Here is a 15,521-nt window from a genome sequence, read left to right as displayed (position 1 = left end):
AGCGAGGAGAGGCCCATGTGCCTGGCGGTACCCGGCAGAGTGCTGGACATCGAGGAACGTGACGGCACCCGGATGGCCACCGTCGACTTCGGCGGTGTGGTCAAGGAGGTGTGCCTGGAGTACCTGCCCGACCTCCAGGTCGGCGAGTACGCCATCGTCCACGTCGGCTTCGCCCTGCAGCGCCTGGACGAGGAGTCGGCGCGGCAGACGCTCGAGCTGTTCGCCGAACTCGGCATGCTGCAGGAGGAGTTCGGCGACCCCTGGGAAATGGCCGCGGAGGCGGGCGGGGTGCTGCCGCCCGCACGCGAGGAGGCGCGGAAGCAGTGAAGTACATCGACGAGTTCCAGGACCCGGATCTGGCACGCCGGCTCCTCGACGAGATCCACTCCACGGTGACCAGGCCCTGGGCGCTGATGGAGGTCTGCGGCGGACAGACGCACAGCATCATCCGCCACGGCATCGACCAGCTGCTGCCCGACCAGGTCGAACTGATCCACGGGCCCGGCTGCCCAGTGTGCGTGACCCCGCTGGAGGTCATCGACAAGGCGCTGGAGATCGCCTCCCGACCCGAGGTGATCTTCTGCTCCTTCGGTGACATGCTCCGCGTGCCCGGGACCGGGCGGGACCTGTTCCAGGTGCGGGGTGAGGGCGGAGACGTACGGGTCGTCTACTCCCCCCTCGACGCCCTCAGGGTCGCCCAGCAGAACCCCGCCCGGCAGGTGGTGTTCTTCGGCATCGGCTTCGAGACGACCGCGCCCCCCAACGCGATGACGGTGTATCAGGCGCGCAAGCTCGGCATCCCGAACTTCAGCATGCTGGTCTCCCATGTGCGCGTGCCGCCCGCGATCGAGGCCATCATGCGGTCCCCACAGTGCCGGGTGCAGGGCTTCTTGGCCGCGGGGCACGTGTGCAGCGTGATGGGGATCGACGAGTACCCGGAACTGGCCGAGCGCCACCGGGTCCCGATCGTGGTGACCGGGTTCGAACCCCTCGACGTCCTGGAGGGCGTGCGCCGGACCGTTGCCCAGCTGGAGCGCGGCGAGCACACCGTCGACAACGCCTACGCGCGCGCGGTCCGCCCCGAGGGGAACCCGGCGGCCAAGGCCATGCTGGAGGACGTCTTCGAGGTCACCGACCGCTCCTGGCGCGGCATCGGCGTGATCCCGGACAGCGGCTGGCGGCTGTCCGCCAAGTACCGCGACTACGACGCCGAGCACCGCTTCTCGGTCGAGGGCATCCGGACCGAGGAGCCGGCCGCGTGCCGCAGCGGCGAGGTGCTGCAGGGCCTGCTCAAGCCGCACGAGTGCGAGGCGTTCGGCACCGTGTGCACCCCGCGCACCCCGCTCGGCGCCACGATGGTCTCGAGCGAGGGCGCCTGCGCCGCGTACTACCTCTACCGGCGCCTGGACACCACCCCTGCGGCCCGGGAGGCGACCTCCGTTGTCTGACGCCATCGACCTGACCGCGCCCCTGCCGGACCCGGCGGCCTGGACCTGCCCGGCCCCGCTGCGCGACCAGTCCCGCATCGTGATGGGCCACGGCGGGGGCGGGGCGCTGTCCGCGGAACTGGTCCAGAACGTGTTCGCGCCCGCGTTCGGGGGCGAGGTGCTGCACCGGCTCGGCGACGCCGCCGCCCTGTCGCTCGGCGGCCTGCGCCTGGCCTTCTCCACCGACTCCTTCGTGGTGCGCCCGCTGTTCTTCCCCGGCGGGAGCATCGGCGACCTCGCCGTCAACGGCACCGTCAACGACCTCGCCGTCAGCGGGGCCCGGGCGGCCTACCTCTCCTGCGGGTTCATCCTGGAGGAGGGCGTCGAGATCGACACGGTCACCCGGGTCGCCGACGCGCTGGGCGCGGCCGCGCGGGCGGCCGGGGTCGAGGTGGTGACGGGCGACACCAAGGTGGTGGAGGCCGGCCACGGCGACGGCATCTACATCAACACGGCCGGGATCGGGCTCATCCCGGCGGGTGTCGACCTTCGACCGCAGCGGGTCGTCCCCGGTGACGTCGTGATCGTCAGCGGTGCGATCGGCGTGCACGGTGTGGCGATCATGAGTGTGCGGGAGGGGCTGGAGTTCGGCGTGGAGATCGTGAGTGACTGCGCGCCGCTCGGCGGACTGGTGGACGCCATGCTCGCCGTCACCCGGGACCTGCACATGCTGCGGGACCCCACGCGGGGCGGGCTGGCGGCCGCCCTGAACGAGGTCGCCGCCGCCGCGGGCGCCGGGGTCGTCATCGAGGAGCGCAAGGTCCCCGTTCCTCCCGCCGTCGCCAACGCCTGTGCCGTGCTGGGCCTGGACCCGATGTACGTGGCCAACGAGGGCAAGCTGGTGGCGTTCGTGCCCCGCCAGCACGCCGACGCGGTCGTGGACGCGATGCGGGCGCATCCGCGCGGTGCCGAGGCCGCGATCATCGGTGAGGTGGTCCGGGACCATCCAGGCATGGTGGTGGCCCGTACCGGCCTGGGTGGCACGCGAGTGGTGGACATGCCGCTCGGCGAGCAACTGCCGCGGATCTGCTGACCGGAGGGCACCGAGGGTGATCCACCCGCTGGTGGACGAGGACGCCGCCGGGTCCTGCGACCCGGCGGCGTCCTCGTGCGCCGGCCCTGATTCCTTTTCCGCGCCGGACGGCGATCGATAAGTCATTTCCGCAGGCACGGCAAGCGGTTTCAGTAATTCGGCGGAAGTTACTCGCGGTATGGGGTGGCAGAAGGCGGCAAGGGGGAGCAAACGACAGCAAGAGTCACGTTCCGGACACTCAAAATGACCTTGGTTGAAGGTTTGAACGTGACTCGAGATCCTTCCGTACTCGATGGTGTGACCAGGAATCCCGTTACCGTCACCCTCGCATATGAGGTGGTGCCGGGTCGCGAGGCCGATTTCCACTCGTGGGGATGGGCCCTGCTGCGTGCGACCGCGCAGCAGCCTGGTTTTCTCGGTGGTGGGGTGCTCGTCGACGGAGAGGCGGACTGGCATGTGATCTAGCGCTTCGGGAGCGAGGACTCCGTCCGCGCCTGGGGGAATTCCCTCGTCCGGGCACAGTGGGCGGCCCGGGTCGAAGGACTCGCCCGGGAGACGGGACGACGGAGTGTCCATGGTTCCAGGGTCTGGTTCGACTCCCAGGAACCGCGGAAGCCGACCCCACCCGCGCCGGGCCCGCCGGCGAAATGGAAGTTGTGGTTCGTGAATATGAGCGCGGTTTTCCCGCCCGTGCTCCTGTTCAATCTGACAGTGCTCCCCTATCTCGGCAGCCTCAACCCTCTCATCCGCACTCTGCTGCTGTGCCTGTGTGTGACGGCCCTCGTCACATGGATTCTGATGCCACGGCTCCAGCGTTTCTTCAAGAAATGGCTGTATCCGCCGCTCCAGGCGCTCCGTGGACGGCACAAGCGGCAGACCGCTTGAGGTCCGAGAACGACGCAAGGGAGGTGGGCGGGTGAAGACCCTGCTCATCGACAATCACGACTCGTACACGTACAACCTGTTCCAGCTGCTCGCCGAGGTCAACGGCGAGCAGCCGGTGGTGATCCTCAACGACACCCCTGCCGAGGCCGTGCCGGACCTGGGGGAGTTCGACAACGTGGTGATCTCGCCGGGACCCGGACACCCCGCCGAACCCAGGGACTTCGGCATCGCCGCCCGGATCGTCGTCGACTCCCGCGTCCCCGTGCTCGGGGTCTGCCTCGGCCACCAGGGCATCGCCGCGGGGGAGCGGGGCCGCATCGCGCCCGCACCGCAGCCCCGGCACGGGCACCTGTCGACCGTCCGGCACGACGGTCGGGACCTGTTCCACGGACTGCCGCAGAACTTCACCGCCGTGCGCTACCACTCGCTGGCCGTCACCGAGCCGCTGCCTGACACCCTGGAGGCCACCGCCTGGGCCGAGGACGGCGTGGTCATGGGTCTGAGGCACCGCACCAGGCCGCTGTGGGGCGTGCAGTTCCACCCGGAGTCCGTGCTCACCGACTACGGCCACCGCATGCTCGTGAACTTCCGCAACCTCACCGCCGAGCGCGCCCGCAGACCCCGTACGAAGAACACCACCATTCCCCGTTCCGCGGCCGTCCCCCGACCCCGCCGCGCCATGTCACCCGCCCACCGCCTGCACTACCGCCGCCTGCCCGGCGCCGTCGACACCGAGGCCGCGTTCACTCGGATGTACGCGGACGCCCAGCGCGCGTTCTGGCTCGACAGCTCGCGCGTCGAACCGGGCCTCGCCCGCTTCTCGTTCCTCGGTGACGGCACCGGCCCGCTCGCGGAATTCGTGCGCTACGACGTCGACGCCGGCGTGTGCGAGGTCGAACGGCCCGGGCGGCCCCCGCGCAAGGTGCGCGCGAGCGTCTTCGACTACCTCAAGCGGCAGCTCGCGACCCGCCGCGTCGACGCCACCGGACTGCCCTTCGACTTCACCGGCGGCTATGTCGGCTACCTCGGCTACGAGACGAAGGCCGACTGCGGCTCCGTGAACCGCCACCGGGCCCGGACCCCCGACGCCTGCTGGCTGTTCGCCGACCGCATCATCGCGGTGGACCACGAGGAGGGCGCCACCTACGCGGTCTGCCTCGCCGAGGACACCCCGCAGGCCACGCGGGAGGCGACCGACTGGCTGGACGCCGCGACGGCCCAGCTCACCTTCGTCTCCGGACCCTCGGGCCAGGACACGGCGACCGGACCGCCGGGCGACGAGCCCGGCGCCGACCCCACCGCCGCCGAGCCGTGGCTCGTCCGGGACCGCGCCACCTACCTCGCGGACATCGAGGCCTGCAAGGACGCGCTCCGGGCGGGCACCAGCTACGAGGTCTGCCTGACCGACGCCGTCCGGTTACCGGCACCGCGCGACCCGTACGCCTTCTACCGGGAACTGCGCCGGGTCAACCCCGCCCCCTACGCGGCGTTCCTGAGGTTCGGCGACCTGGAGGTGGCCGGCTCCTCGCCCGAGCGGTTCCTGCGGATCACCCCGGACGGCGTCGCGGAGGGCAGGCCCATCAAGGGCACCGCCCCCCGCGGGGAGAACCCGGCGCAGGACGCACGGCTGCGGCACTCGCTGGCCGTGGACGACAAGACCCGCGCCGAGAACCTCATGATCGTCGACCTGCTCCGCAACGACCTCGGCCGGGTGTGCGAGACCGGATCCATACGGGTCACCCGGCTCATGGCCACCGAGACGTACGCCACCGTGCACCAGCTGGTCTCGACCGTCGAGGGGCGGCTGAGCGAGGGCACGGACGCCGTGGACTGCGTCCGCGCCTGCTTCCCGGGCGGCTCCATGACCGGCGCGCCCAAGCTGCGCACCATGGAGATCATCGACGGCCTGGAGACCGAGGCCCGCGGCGTGTACTCCGGCGCCCTCGGCTACTTCGGCTGCGGCGGTGGCGCCGACCTGAGCATCGTCATCCGCACCGCCGTCATCGCCGGCGACGAGCTGCACCTCGGCGCCGGCGGTGCGATCGTCCTCGGCTCCGACCCGGCCGCCGAGTACGACGAGATGCTGCTGAAGACCGCCGCCCCGATGCGCGCCTACCGGGAGCACACCGCCGCCCCGGCCACCGAGGAGGAGCCGGCCCGATGACGACACCCCAGGCCACGCTGATTCCCGCCGACGCCGAGGCGCCCGGCAACCTCGCGGCCCAGCTCGCCGCGCTCGCCGAGCGGCGCGCGTGGACCGACCGGCCCGCCTTCCACCAGGGTCACCGCACCTGGACCCACGGCCAGGTGCACGACCTCGCGGCCCGCGCGGCCACCGTTCTCGCGGACCGCGGGGTCGGCCCCGGCGACCGGGTGCTGCTCGCGCTGCCCGACTCCGTCGCCTGGGTGACGGCGTTCCTCGGCACCGCGCGACTCGGTGCCGTCGCGGTCCTGGTCAACCCGGAACTCACCCCGCCCGAACTGAAGTTCATGGCGGAGGACACCGATGCCGTGCTGTGCGTGACCGGGCCGGGCCTCGACGACCGGTTCCCGCGCCGCGTCCGGCTCGGCGCCGACCAACTCGTCGCGCTCACCCGGACCGCACCGCCCACGACCGCCGCCCACCAGGCCGACCGGCACACCCCGCTCTACATCCAGTACACCTCCGGAACCACCGGCCGCCCCAAGGGAGTTGTCCACGGCCACGGCGACCCCAAGGCGTACCACGACCTCATCGGCCGCCGGCTGCTGCGGATCACCCCCGACGACGTCACCCTCTCGGTGTCGAAGCTGTTCTTCGCCTACGGCTTCGGCAACGCCTTCGTCTTCCCGCTGTTCTCCGGCTCCTCGGCGGTCCTGGTGGACCGCCATCCGAACCCCGCCGTCGTGGACGAGCTCGTCGTACGCCACCGGGTGACCCTGCTCTACTCGGTGCCCTCCCAGTACGCGGCTCTGGTCGCGGAGCGGGCGGACGGGCACGAGGCGTGCTTCGCCTCCGTCCGGGCCGCAGTGTCGGCCGGGGAGGGCCTGCCCGCCGGTCTCGGCCGGCGCATCACCGATCTGCTCGGCGCCCCCGTCCTGGAGCAGATCGCGTCCACCGAGGCCGGACACGCCTTCTGCGCCAACAGCTTCGACCACGACCACCCCCGCACCGTCGGCCGGCCCGTGCCGGGCTTCGAGGTGGAGGTGCGCGACCACGCCGGACGCCCACTGCCCGACGGCGAGGAGGGTGAACTGTGGGTGCGCGGGCCGACGGTCACGCCCGGCTACCTGGGCCGGCCCGAGGAGACCGCCCGCACCCTCGTCGGCGGCTGGCTGGCCACCAGGGACCGGGCGCGCCGCAACCCCGACGGCACCTTCACGCATCTCGGCCGCGCGGACGACATGGAGATGGTCGGCGGCATCACCGTCTCCCCCTTGGAGGTGGAGGCACTGCTGCGCACGCACCCGGCGGTGAAGGAGGTCGCGGTCGCCGCCGTCACCGACCACCGGGGCGCGGGCCGGCTGCGCGCCTTCGTCGTCCCCGTCACCCCGATACCCGTCGGCCTGGAGGCCGACCTCATCTGCCTGGCCCGCGAGAACCTCGCCGCCTTCAAGGTGCCCCGCGGCGTCAGCTTCGTACCGTCGCTGCCCCGCACCCCCACCGGCAAGCTCCGCCGTCACCAGGTCCGCCGGGGAGCGTGGTGACCATGGCAGACGCACGCGCCTTTCACCTGGGCCCGGTGTTCCGGCGGGCGGCGAACCGCCATGGAGCGGTCTTCGTCACCCTGGACCGGCCGTACGAGGACCGCGTCCTGTGGGTGTCGACGTACCGCTTCCTGCGCAAGGTCGCGGCGGACTTCACCGACTCGCAGTACCGGGTGCTGCTCGCCGGTGAGGCGGCGCACCTCTTCCCGCCGTTCGGCGCCCGCGGCATGAACAGCGGCATCGCGGACGCGGCGGCGGCCGCCGAGGCCGTCGCCGCCGGAACTGTGGCGGCGGTCGCGGAGTACGCCGCCGCGCGGCGGACGGCGGCCCTGTTCCACAGCGCCGCCGCGGGCACGGCTCTGGCCCGTCTGCGGCCCGGGCGCCGGATCGTCCGGGTCGGACAGCGTGCCGCCGCCGCGCTCGCCCCCGTCCTGCCGTGGTGCGGCGCCTGGCTGGAGCACGCCCCGTACGGGCCCCGCAACGGCTCGCCGGCGAGCGCCGGCCGCAGGTACTGAGAAAGGAACCTCCATGATCCGACCGGCCATCGCCGAGGGCCTGCTCACGTGGACACCCGCCGACGGGCTGTCCGCCGGACCCGACACGGGCGAGCGGCTGCTCGTCGCCGACTCCTGGCTGCTGCGCGACGGACGTGTCCGGGGCTTCGAGCGCCACCGCGAGCGTTTCCTGCGCGCCTGCGCCGGCTGCGACGGGCCGCCGCTGCGCCGGCTCGTGGAGTTCTGGCAGGACATGACCGCCGCGCTGCCGCGCACGGGGGAGTGGTTCCCGCGGGTGGAACTCGCCGCTCAGCCGCCTCGGTTGAGGCTGCGGTTGCGTCAGGCCCCGCCGCTCGCGCCGGATGTGCGGGTGTGGGCGGTGGGTCAGCCCGACCCGCGGACCGTGCCTCGCCGCAAGGGCCCGGACCTGGACCGGCTGGCCAGGATCCGCAACCGGGCCTCGCTGCACGGCGCCGAGGAGGCCGTGCTGATCACCCCGTCCGGGGTGGTGCTGGAGGCCGCCCACTCCAGCGTGGTGTGGTGGGAGGAGGACACCTTGTGCCTGCCCTCACCGCACCTGCCCGTCCTTGCCGGGGTGACCGCCGCCCTCGTCCAGGAACGCGCCGCCCGGACCGGCGTCCGCGTGGCTCACCGCGAGCGCGCCGTCGAGGAACTCGACGGCCGCGAGGTGTGGCTGGTGAACGCCCTGCACGGCATCCGGCCCGTGACGGAGTGGACGGAACGGTCCATGACGGCGGGGGCCGCCGCACGCGCGCCGGAATGGCGGGGCTGGCTCGACGACGTCATGGAGCCGTTGCCGGAAAGCCACTGAATTCCATCAAGAGGCACCGGGACCCGATTTCGGGCCCCGGCGCCGCACAAGTCGTTTTCGGAGGAATTCACTTCCGGGTGGGCTGATAGGCCCCCGGGGCCATGCGGGTCGAAATCGCGATCCGGTTGTACGCATTGATGACGGTGGCCGCCCAGATCAGCGCCGCGGTCTGCGCCTCGTCGAAGACATCCGCCGCCTCGGCATGGACCCCGTCCGGGACGTGCCCGTCGTGCACCAGGGTCACCGCCTCGGTCAACGCCAGTGCGGCACGCTCCCGTTCGGTGAAGAACGGCGTCTCCCGCCAGGCGTTCAGCGCGTAGATCCGCTGCTCGCTCTCACCCTGGGCGCGGGCGTCCTTGGTGTGCATGTCGAGGCAGAACGCACAGCCGTTGATCTGCGAGGCCCGAATGCGGATCAGTTCCAGGATCTCCGGTCAACCTTGGCGTCGAGCGCCGCGGAAACTGCGGCCTGGTGCAGCGCGCCCATGGCACCCGACACCTCGGGAGTAACGCGCTTGAGGGAGACGCGGGAAGGAGATTCGCTTTTGACCATGGGGCGACTCTATCCTTGAAATGAGGACCGGCCGGCGGGAAACCCGGAATTCCTTTCACGTCGATCCCTTGTACACCTGCTTCACGTTCGGGCGCGGCGCGGGCCGATGGCGGGCGGCCGGGCCCAGCGCGAAGGCGTGCAGCAGGTTCTCCGTCGTCCGGGTGACGAAGGCGCGGGTGCGGGCGTCCATGCCGTGGTCGTGGCCCCCGTCCGGGGTGCCTGCCATCAGGGCCTCCACCCAGCGCATGGTGCCGGTGGCGAAGACCCCCGCCCCGCTCGGCACCGTGTAGTACGCCGAGTCGCTGGTGCTGCGCCGGCCGTTGCACACCAGCGACGAATGAGCCGTGATCTCCAAGGGCTCCGGGACGGGGGCGCCCGGGGTGACCCGGTCGTACTCCACACCGACCAGATGGCCGAAGCCGTCCCCGGGGCGTACACCCGTCCCCTCGTGCAGCCAGTGGTCAGCCGCGTGCACGACGTACGGCGCGTCCGTCGGATACCCCTCGTACAGCACGCCCGTCATCGACGACTCCGGGTCGGCCCCCGGGGCCTGACGGAAGTCCGTCGTCACCAGCGTGGGGTGGGTGCTGTAGCAGGGGTCGGCGCGGAAGGAGGACTTGTAGCAGACCACCGTACGGTCGGGGCGCGCCTCGCCCTGCTCCAGCCGGACCCGGCGGAAGCAGGTGTTGGCACCGAGGAAGGCCACGTTGGTGCCCGCGTCGCGGGCCTGGGTGACGTGCCGGCGCTGCTCCGGGGTCCAGTACTCGTCGTGACCGAGGCAGATGACGGCCCTCGCGCCCCGCAGCACCGCCGGGTCGCGGTGCACGTCCGTCCCGGTGGTGTAGGCGAGGGGAATCCCGAGCCGTTCGGCCAGCACCACCGCCGCCCGCTCGTACACCAGGAACTTCTCCGCGCCACTGGAGTCGTAGGGCCGGTCGAAGCTGACGGCTAGGGACCGGGCGGCATACGCACCGGAGGGACCCTCGTAGAGGCTGTAACCGCCCCACCGGTTGTACGCCTGCCAGGTCGCCGGGGCGTGCATCAGCACCGTCCGGCCCGCGCCCAGCGTGGAGCGCACGATCAGCGGGACGTACCGCTGGTGGCCGCCCTCCGCGTCCAGTCGCAGCAGATACGCGCCCTCCGGCCAGCCCGCCGTGCTGAAGGCGAGCGTGCGCTTCCAGTCGGTGCGGACGGTGCGGGTGCCGGACGTCAGGTGCGGCTCCGCCTGGACGCGGCCCGGTATGCGCCCGGAGGACCAGACCAGCCGGGCCTCGGCCCCGCCGTACCAGCCCACGCGGAAGGCCGAGACACGGAAGGAGGACGCGGTCGTCGACACATACAGGCCGCACTCCTCGCCCGGGGTCACGCTCACCCGGTCCGCATACCCGACGACGGCCGTCGCGGGACCTTGGGAGCGGATACGCCAATCGCGTGTCCCGGCGCGGTCCCGCTCCGCCTCGGGGCGGTACGAAGCGGCCGCCGGCGGATGGTCGTGTGCGGAAGGGGCCGGGTCGCAGGCGGCGGCCGACGCGGCGAGCCCGGCGCCCGTGCACGCTTGAAGGAAGGTCCTGCGCCGCAGCCACGGTGTGTGCTCCGTCCCGTGCCGCGGGATGTCTCGCCGGTCAGAGCCCACATCGCCTCCCCTGCGTCCGGCTCGGGTGCCCACCGCTGCCTCCGCGAGTCAGCGTGGCACAGCACGCGGGGGCGCGCGCCTCAAGGAGGCGCCGGGCGCAGCGCCTGCAGCACCGCCCAGGCGACGGACACGAACGGCACGGCCACCACGGCGCCGACCACGCCCGCGACGATGGAGCCCGCGAGGACGGAGACGGCGACGACCAGAGGGTGCAGGCGGACGGCCCAGCTCATCACGAGGGGATGCAGGACGTGCCCCTCGATCTCTCCGATGACGACGATGAGCAGCACCACGGCCGCCGCCGTGATCGGGCCGCGCCCGGCCAGGGCGACCACGGTGGCCACAGCGAGCGCGACAGGCGAGCCGACCAGCGGCACGAACGTGGCGAAGAACTCCAGCAGGGTGAGCGGCAGCGCGAGCGGCACCCGAAGCAACAGCAGGACGATGCCGACGAGGATGGCGTTGGTGCCGGCCACGATGATGATGCCCCGCGTGTACCCGGCGAAGGTCCGCCAGGCCGCGTGCCCCGCCCGGTCCCACGCCGGTCGGGCACCCCGGGGGAGGAGCTGGTCGCGTATCCAGGACCACAGGCGTTCGCCCGAGTGGATGAAGAAGACGGCGAAGAACAGCGCGAGGGCGAGCCCGGTGACCAGCTCGACGACCCGGCTCAGGCCGCTGAGTGCGCTGCTGAACACGGCCGCCCGGTGGGACGAGAGATACGAGCCGATCTGGTCCTGGAGATGCGAGAGACTCTTGTGACTGAGCCGGAACGGCGGGCCCTCGAGCCATCGTTCGATCCTGTTGATCCCTCCGCGGAACTCCCCGGTCAGTCTTCCCCACTCGCCCGCCACCGCCTCACCCACGAGGGCGAACAGGGCGAGCAGGAGCAGCAGGCTCCCGACGAGGGAGACCGCGACGGTCAGGGGCCGAGGCAACCAGCGGCCGAGCAGGTCGGCCAGGGGGCGCAGCACCGAGGTGATCACCAGTGCGAGGAACCACGAGACGGCGATGAGCTGGAAGCGGCCCAGAATGGTGAAGATGCCGTAGACGACGAGCCCGACGAGGACCAGGCGCCAGGCGTAGGCGGCGGCGACGCGCAACCAGGGGACGACACGCTCGGCCGCGGGCACCCGTTCGGCGGCCCGGGCGCGCGGAGGGAGGCGTACGGACGGGGACGGCCGGCTGCCCCGCACCCCACTCACCCCGCGCCGCCCCGGCCCCGTCCCGCCCGCGTCCGCCACCACACCTCCCGCGCGCCGACTGCCGGTCACCTGCTGAAGTCAGTAGGCACCAACCGCACACGGGCCGCCACACCACGCGCCCCTACGGCCGACGCGACGGCCGCGCCCCGCGCACACCGCCGACGAGTCACTCCGAGTGAGCGCAAGAGCCGCCGTCCGGGCGGAAAGTCAGTATCGTGAGGGCGGGAGAGTCGCCGTTGACCCGCACCCTGTCTGCGTGATCCGGTCGGAGGAATCGATGAGCGGGGAAGCGCGCGGGCGGTCCGAGCAGCACCTGCCCCAGCTCCGGCTCGACGAGCTGCTGGACGAACTGCAGGCCCGCATCGACGCGGCACGCGGCACCCAGGACCGGGTGCACCGCCTCCTTCAGGCCGTCCTGTCGGTCGGACGCGAACTCGATCTGGCGCAGGTGCTGCGCAGCATCGTCGAGGCGGCCGTGGTGCTCGTGGACGCCGAGTACGGCGCGCTGGGCGTCATCGGCGACGACCTCACGCTCTCCCAGTTCCTCACCGTGGGGGTCAGCGAGGACGCGCGGACCAGGATCGGAGCGCTGCCCAGTGGGCACGGCATCCTCGGCGAGCTGATCCGCCATCCGGAGCCGCTGCGCCTGTCCGAGATCTCCGACCACCCGGCCTCCTACGGCTTCCCGGCCCATCACCCGCCGATGCACTCGTTCCTCGGCGTGCCGATAAGGGTCCGCGACCAGGTGTTCGGCAACCTCTACCTCACCGAGAAGCGCGGCGCCGAGGAGTTCGACGCCGAGGACGAGGCCGTGCTCTCCGCACTGGCGGTGGCGGCCGGCGTCGCCATCGAGAACGCCCGGCTCTACGAGGAGACACGACTGCGTGAGCGCTGGGTGAGGGCCAGCTCCCAGGTCACGAGCGCCCTGTTGTCGGGTGCCCCGAGTGCGGACGTGCTGGAGCTGATCGTCGAGCAGGCGCGCCGGATCGCCTCCGCAGAGGTCGGCATGATCGCCGAACGGGTCCCCGGGGAGGACGTGCTGCGCCCGCTGCTCGCGGTCGGTTTCGAGGCCGACAGACGCCGCGGCCTCGTGATGTCCCGGCAGGACGGTTTCGTGGAGGCCGCGCTGAGCACCGCCGAACCGGTGGTCAGCCCCGACATCCGGCGCGATCCCCGGATCGACCCGGAATCGGCGCTGTGGGCCGGGCTCGGCCCCGTGGTCGGTGTACCGCTGGTGGCGAGCGGCAAGTCCATCGGCGTCCTGGTGCTCGGGCGCATCGCGGGGCGCACCCCGTTCACGGACACCGATGCCGGCCCCCTGCTCGGCTTCGCGGGGCAGGCGGCGCTGGCGCTGGAGCTGGCCGAGCGGCGCCGGGACGCCGAGCAGATCACCCTGCTCAAGGACCACGACCGTATCGCCCGCGATCTGCACGACCTCGCGATCCAGCGGCTGTTCGCGGCCGGCATGACCCTCCAGAGCACCCAGCGCTTCGTCGACCACCCCGAGGCCGCCGAACGGCTCTCGCGGACCGTCGACGACCTCGACGAGACCATCAAGATCATCCGTTCCACCATCTTCGGGCTGCGCGCACACGGCGACCGGAGGCAGGAGGAGTCCGGGCTGCGCAGACGGGTGTCGGAGGCGGTGACGGCGTCGGCCGACTCGCTGGGCTTCACGCCCGCGCTGCGCATCGAGGGCCTGGTGGACACCGACGTCCCGGGCGACGTCGCCGACGATGTGACCGCCGTGCTCGGGGAGGCCCTGAGCAACGTGGCCCGGCACTCCGGGGCACGGGCCGTGGACGTCCATCTGCGGCTCGGCGGGGGCGAGCTGACCCTCACGGTTGCCGACGACGGCTGTGGCGTGCCCGCCGGTGCCGTCCGCAGCGGCCTGCGGAACCTGGAGGAACGGGCCGTCGCCCTCGGCGGCACGCTCGGCGTGGGGGAACGCCCGCAGGGCGGCGGGACACGGCTGGTGTGGTGTGTTCCGGTGCGGGCGGGTGACGGGGCGGTCAGCGGGTGACTGGCGGTGCGGCGTCCCGAAGCGCCTACGGTACGGCTCAGCGGGCGGTGCGTTCCGCCGATTCGGACGGTTCCAGATGGGTGGCGAGGACTGCCGCCTGGACGCGGCGCTGCACGCCCAGCTTGGCCAGCAGCCTCGAGATGTGGTTCTTGACCGTCTTCTCCGACAGATAGAGCCTCTTGCCGATCTCCCGGTTGGTCAGCCCGTCCCCGATCAGCGCGAGGATGTCACGCTCGCGCGGGGACAGGCTCGCCAGTTCGGGTGACAGGGCCGGCTGCTCGGCGGGGTCGGCGCGCAGCGAGTGCATCAGCCGCGCGGTCGTCGCCGGGTCGAGCATCGACTGGCCGGAGGCGACGGTGCGGACCGCGGACACCAGGTCGGAGCCCCTGATCTGCTTCAGGACGTACCCTGAGGCGCCCGCCATGATCGCGTCGAGCAGCGCGTCCTCGTCGTCGAACGAGGTCAGCATCAGACAGGCCAGCTCCGGCATGTGGCTGCGCAGCTCACGGCAGACGGTGATGCCGTCGCCGTCCGGCAGGCGCACGTCGAGGACGGCCACATCCGGCCGCACCGCCGGGCCACGGGCGAGCGCGTGTTCGACGGTGTCGGCGTCCCCGACCACCGAGATGTCGGGTTCGGCGTCCAGCAGGTCGGCCAGGCCACGCCGCACGACCTCGTGGTCGTCCAGCAGGAACACCCGGATCGGGTCCTGCTCGCTGAAGGTGCGCGCCTCGGCCATGACGACTCCTCGTTCCCCTGTCGAACCTCTGCCGAAGGACGGACCGCCGGCCGCCCACTGTCGACGATCATCACGCGCCTCGCCCGCACGCACTAGGGCCGACCGGCCCAAGTCGCCGCCGTGCGCCCTTCTCGGCCCACACGCCGCGGACCGGCAGCCCAGCGGCGAGCCGTCCCCGGAGGGACCGCCGTCCCTCGGAGGGACCGTCCCCGTCACCACGCCCTTGCCGGGTCCTCGTCACCCGAAGCTGCCGCTGCCGTAGGGGGCGTACAGGTCCAGCAGCCGGGTGCGTTCCGAGCCGAGGCGGTGGGACAGGATGCCCCCCATCCACTGGGCGACCGCGAAGCCGAGCACCGGGTCGTCCTGGCACATCGAGCGGACCGCTGCGGCGTCGAACTCGTACGCCCGCACCGGTGTCGTCGTCTCGGCGCCCAGGTGCCAGGCGTGCGGCCCGAACAACCAGGACCATCCGAGGAGTTCGTCGTGTCCCAGGGTCTCGATGACCGCGGCGCGGCGGCCGGGCACGTGCAGATCGAGGTCCACGGTGCCGGAGCGGATGATCCAGAAACGGTCGGCGCGTCCGCCCTCCACGCACAGGCGGGTTCCCTGTGGGAAGGACACCTCACGGGCGCTGCGCATCAGCCGCTCGCGGTGCGCGAAGGGCAGCGCGCGCAGCATGCTGGTCGCGGGGGGAGCGTTCATCACGGCCTCCAGGGGGCGGCGTGGGGACCCGACGCTCCCAGCGTGACCCCGCCTCCCGTTTCCGGGCCATGGGCCACACGGCCCCCGGGCCGGGACGTCCGGCACCGCGTCGGCGACCCCGGCCACCTGGGGTCATGGGCCCGGCCGGGGCACCGGGAGGTGACGGGCCGGGCGTGGGGGCGTTGGGCCGTTGGGCCCCCTGATGGGTCCCTGCGGCCCCTGCGCGCGGCGCCGTTCCCGCGCCAGGCTCGA

The 15,521-nt window shown here is 72.3% G+C and carries 11 protein-coding genes and 3 pseudogenes; 9 read left to right on the top strand and 5 right to left on the bottom strand.

Annotation, left to right across the window (positions count from 1 at the left end; genetic code table 11):
• Positions 1–15 precede the first annotated feature (15 nt).
• The 8 genes and pseudogenes from N8I84_RS04955 (at position 16) to N8I84_RS04920 (ending at position 8,418) form a co-directional block, all read left to right on the top strand.
• Positions 16–327 carry a HypC/HybG/HupF family hydrogenase formation chaperone gene (locus tag N8I84_RS04955; protein WP_200422860.1) on the top strand — a complete coding sequence of 104 codons (312 nt, stop codon included), beginning with the start codon at positions 16–18 and terminating at the stop codon, positions 325–327.
• Positions 324–1,448 carry a hydrogenase formation protein HypD gene (gene hypD, locus N8I84_RS04950; protein ID WP_263228375.1) on the top strand — a complete coding sequence of 375 codons (1,125 nt, stop codon included), beginning with the start codon at positions 324–326 and terminating at the stop codon, positions 1,446–1,448. Before N8I84_RS04955 ends, hypD begins: the two co-directional genes overlap by 4 nt.
• Positions 1,441–2,520 (top strand): hydrogenase expression/formation protein HypE, encoded by a 1,080-nt coding sequence (gene hypE, locus N8I84_RS04945; RefSeq protein ID WP_313884234.1) that lies wholly within the window; start codon positions 1,441–1,443, stop codon positions 2,518–2,520. Before hypD ends, hypE begins: the two co-directional genes overlap by 8 nt.
• Before the next feature lie 243 nt (positions 2,521–2,763).
• A pseudogene (locus N8I84_RS04940) lies at positions 2,764–3,405 on the top strand (antibiotic biosynthesis monooxygenase).
• A gap of 31 nt (positions 3,406–3,436) precedes the next feature.
• Positions 3,437–5,569, top strand: a complete 2,133-nt coding sequence (gene pabB / locus N8I84_RS04935) for an aminodeoxychorismate synthase component I (protein ID WP_263228374.1) — start codon at positions 3,437–3,439, stop codon at positions 5,567–5,569.
• Positions 5,566–7,092, top strand: a complete 1,527-nt coding sequence (locus tag N8I84_RS04930; RefSeq protein ID WP_263228373.1) for an AMP-binding protein — start codon at positions 5,566–5,568, stop codon at positions 7,090–7,092. Before pabB ends, N8I84_RS04930 begins: the two co-directional genes overlap by 4 nt.
• A gap of 92 nt (positions 7,093–7,184) precedes the next feature.
• A pseudogene (locus N8I84_RS04925) lies at positions 7,185–7,607 on the top strand (FAD-dependent monooxygenase); the annotation flags it as partial.
• Between the two features lie 13 nt (positions 7,608–7,620).
• Positions 7,621–8,418 carry an aminotransferase class IV gene (locus tag N8I84_RS04920; protein ID WP_263228372.1) on the top strand — a complete coding sequence of 266 codons (798 nt, stop codon included), beginning with the start codon at positions 7,621–7,623 and terminating at the stop codon, positions 8,416–8,418.
• A gap of 67 nt (positions 8,419–8,485) precedes the next feature.
• Here the strand turns inward: N8I84_RS04920 and N8I84_RS04915 are convergent.
• From N8I84_RS04915 to N8I84_RS04905, 3 genes and pseudogenes are all read right to left on the bottom strand, one after another.
• Positions 8,486–8,970 (bottom strand): annotated as a pseudogene (locus N8I84_RS04915) (carboxymuconolactone decarboxylase family protein).
• Positions 8,971–9,025: 55 nt separating this feature from the next.
• Complete coding sequence (locus tag N8I84_RS04910) at positions 9,026–10,342, bottom strand: N,N-dimethylformamidase beta subunit family domain-containing protein (RefSeq protein ID WP_390898851.1); 1,317 nt, start codon at positions 10,340–10,342, stop codon at positions 9,026–9,028.
• Between the two features lie 341 nt (positions 10,343–10,683).
• Positions 10,684–11,805, bottom strand: a complete 1,122-nt coding sequence (locus tag N8I84_RS04905) for an AI-2E family transporter (RefSeq protein WP_390899020.1) — start codon at positions 11,803–11,805, stop codon at positions 10,684–10,686.
• Between the two features lie 277 nt (positions 11,806–12,082).
• Between N8I84_RS04905 and N8I84_RS04900 the strand changes: the two genes are divergently transcribed.
• Complete coding sequence (locus tag N8I84_RS04900; protein WP_313884233.1) at positions 12,083–13,828, top strand: GAF domain-containing sensor histidine kinase; 1,746 nt, start codon at positions 12,083–12,085, stop codon at positions 13,826–13,828.
• A gap of 37 nt (positions 13,829–13,865) precedes the next feature.
• Here the strand turns inward: N8I84_RS04900 and N8I84_RS04895 are convergent, their stop codons facing one another.
• Positions 13,866–14,567, bottom strand: a complete 702-nt coding sequence (locus N8I84_RS04895) for a response regulator (protein ID WP_263228369.1) — start codon at positions 14,565–14,567, stop codon at positions 13,866–13,868.
• A gap of 237 nt (positions 14,568–14,804) precedes the next feature.
• Positions 14,805–15,269, bottom strand: coding sequence for a cyclic nucleotide-binding domain-containing protein (locus tag N8I84_RS04890; RefSeq protein ID WP_263228368.1), 465 nt, complete (start codon positions 15,267–15,269; stop codon positions 14,805–14,807).
• Between the last annotated feature and the right edge of the window lie 252 nt (positions 15,270–15,521).

Origin of the sequence: Streptomyces cynarae (assembly GCF_025642135.1) — a bacterium.
Lineage (GTDB): Bacteria > Actinomycetota > Actinomycetes > Streptomycetales > Streptomycetaceae > Streptomyces > Streptomyces cynarae.
Note: the sequence above shows the minus strand (reverse complement) of the source record. Positions and strands in the feature narration are given on the sequence as shown.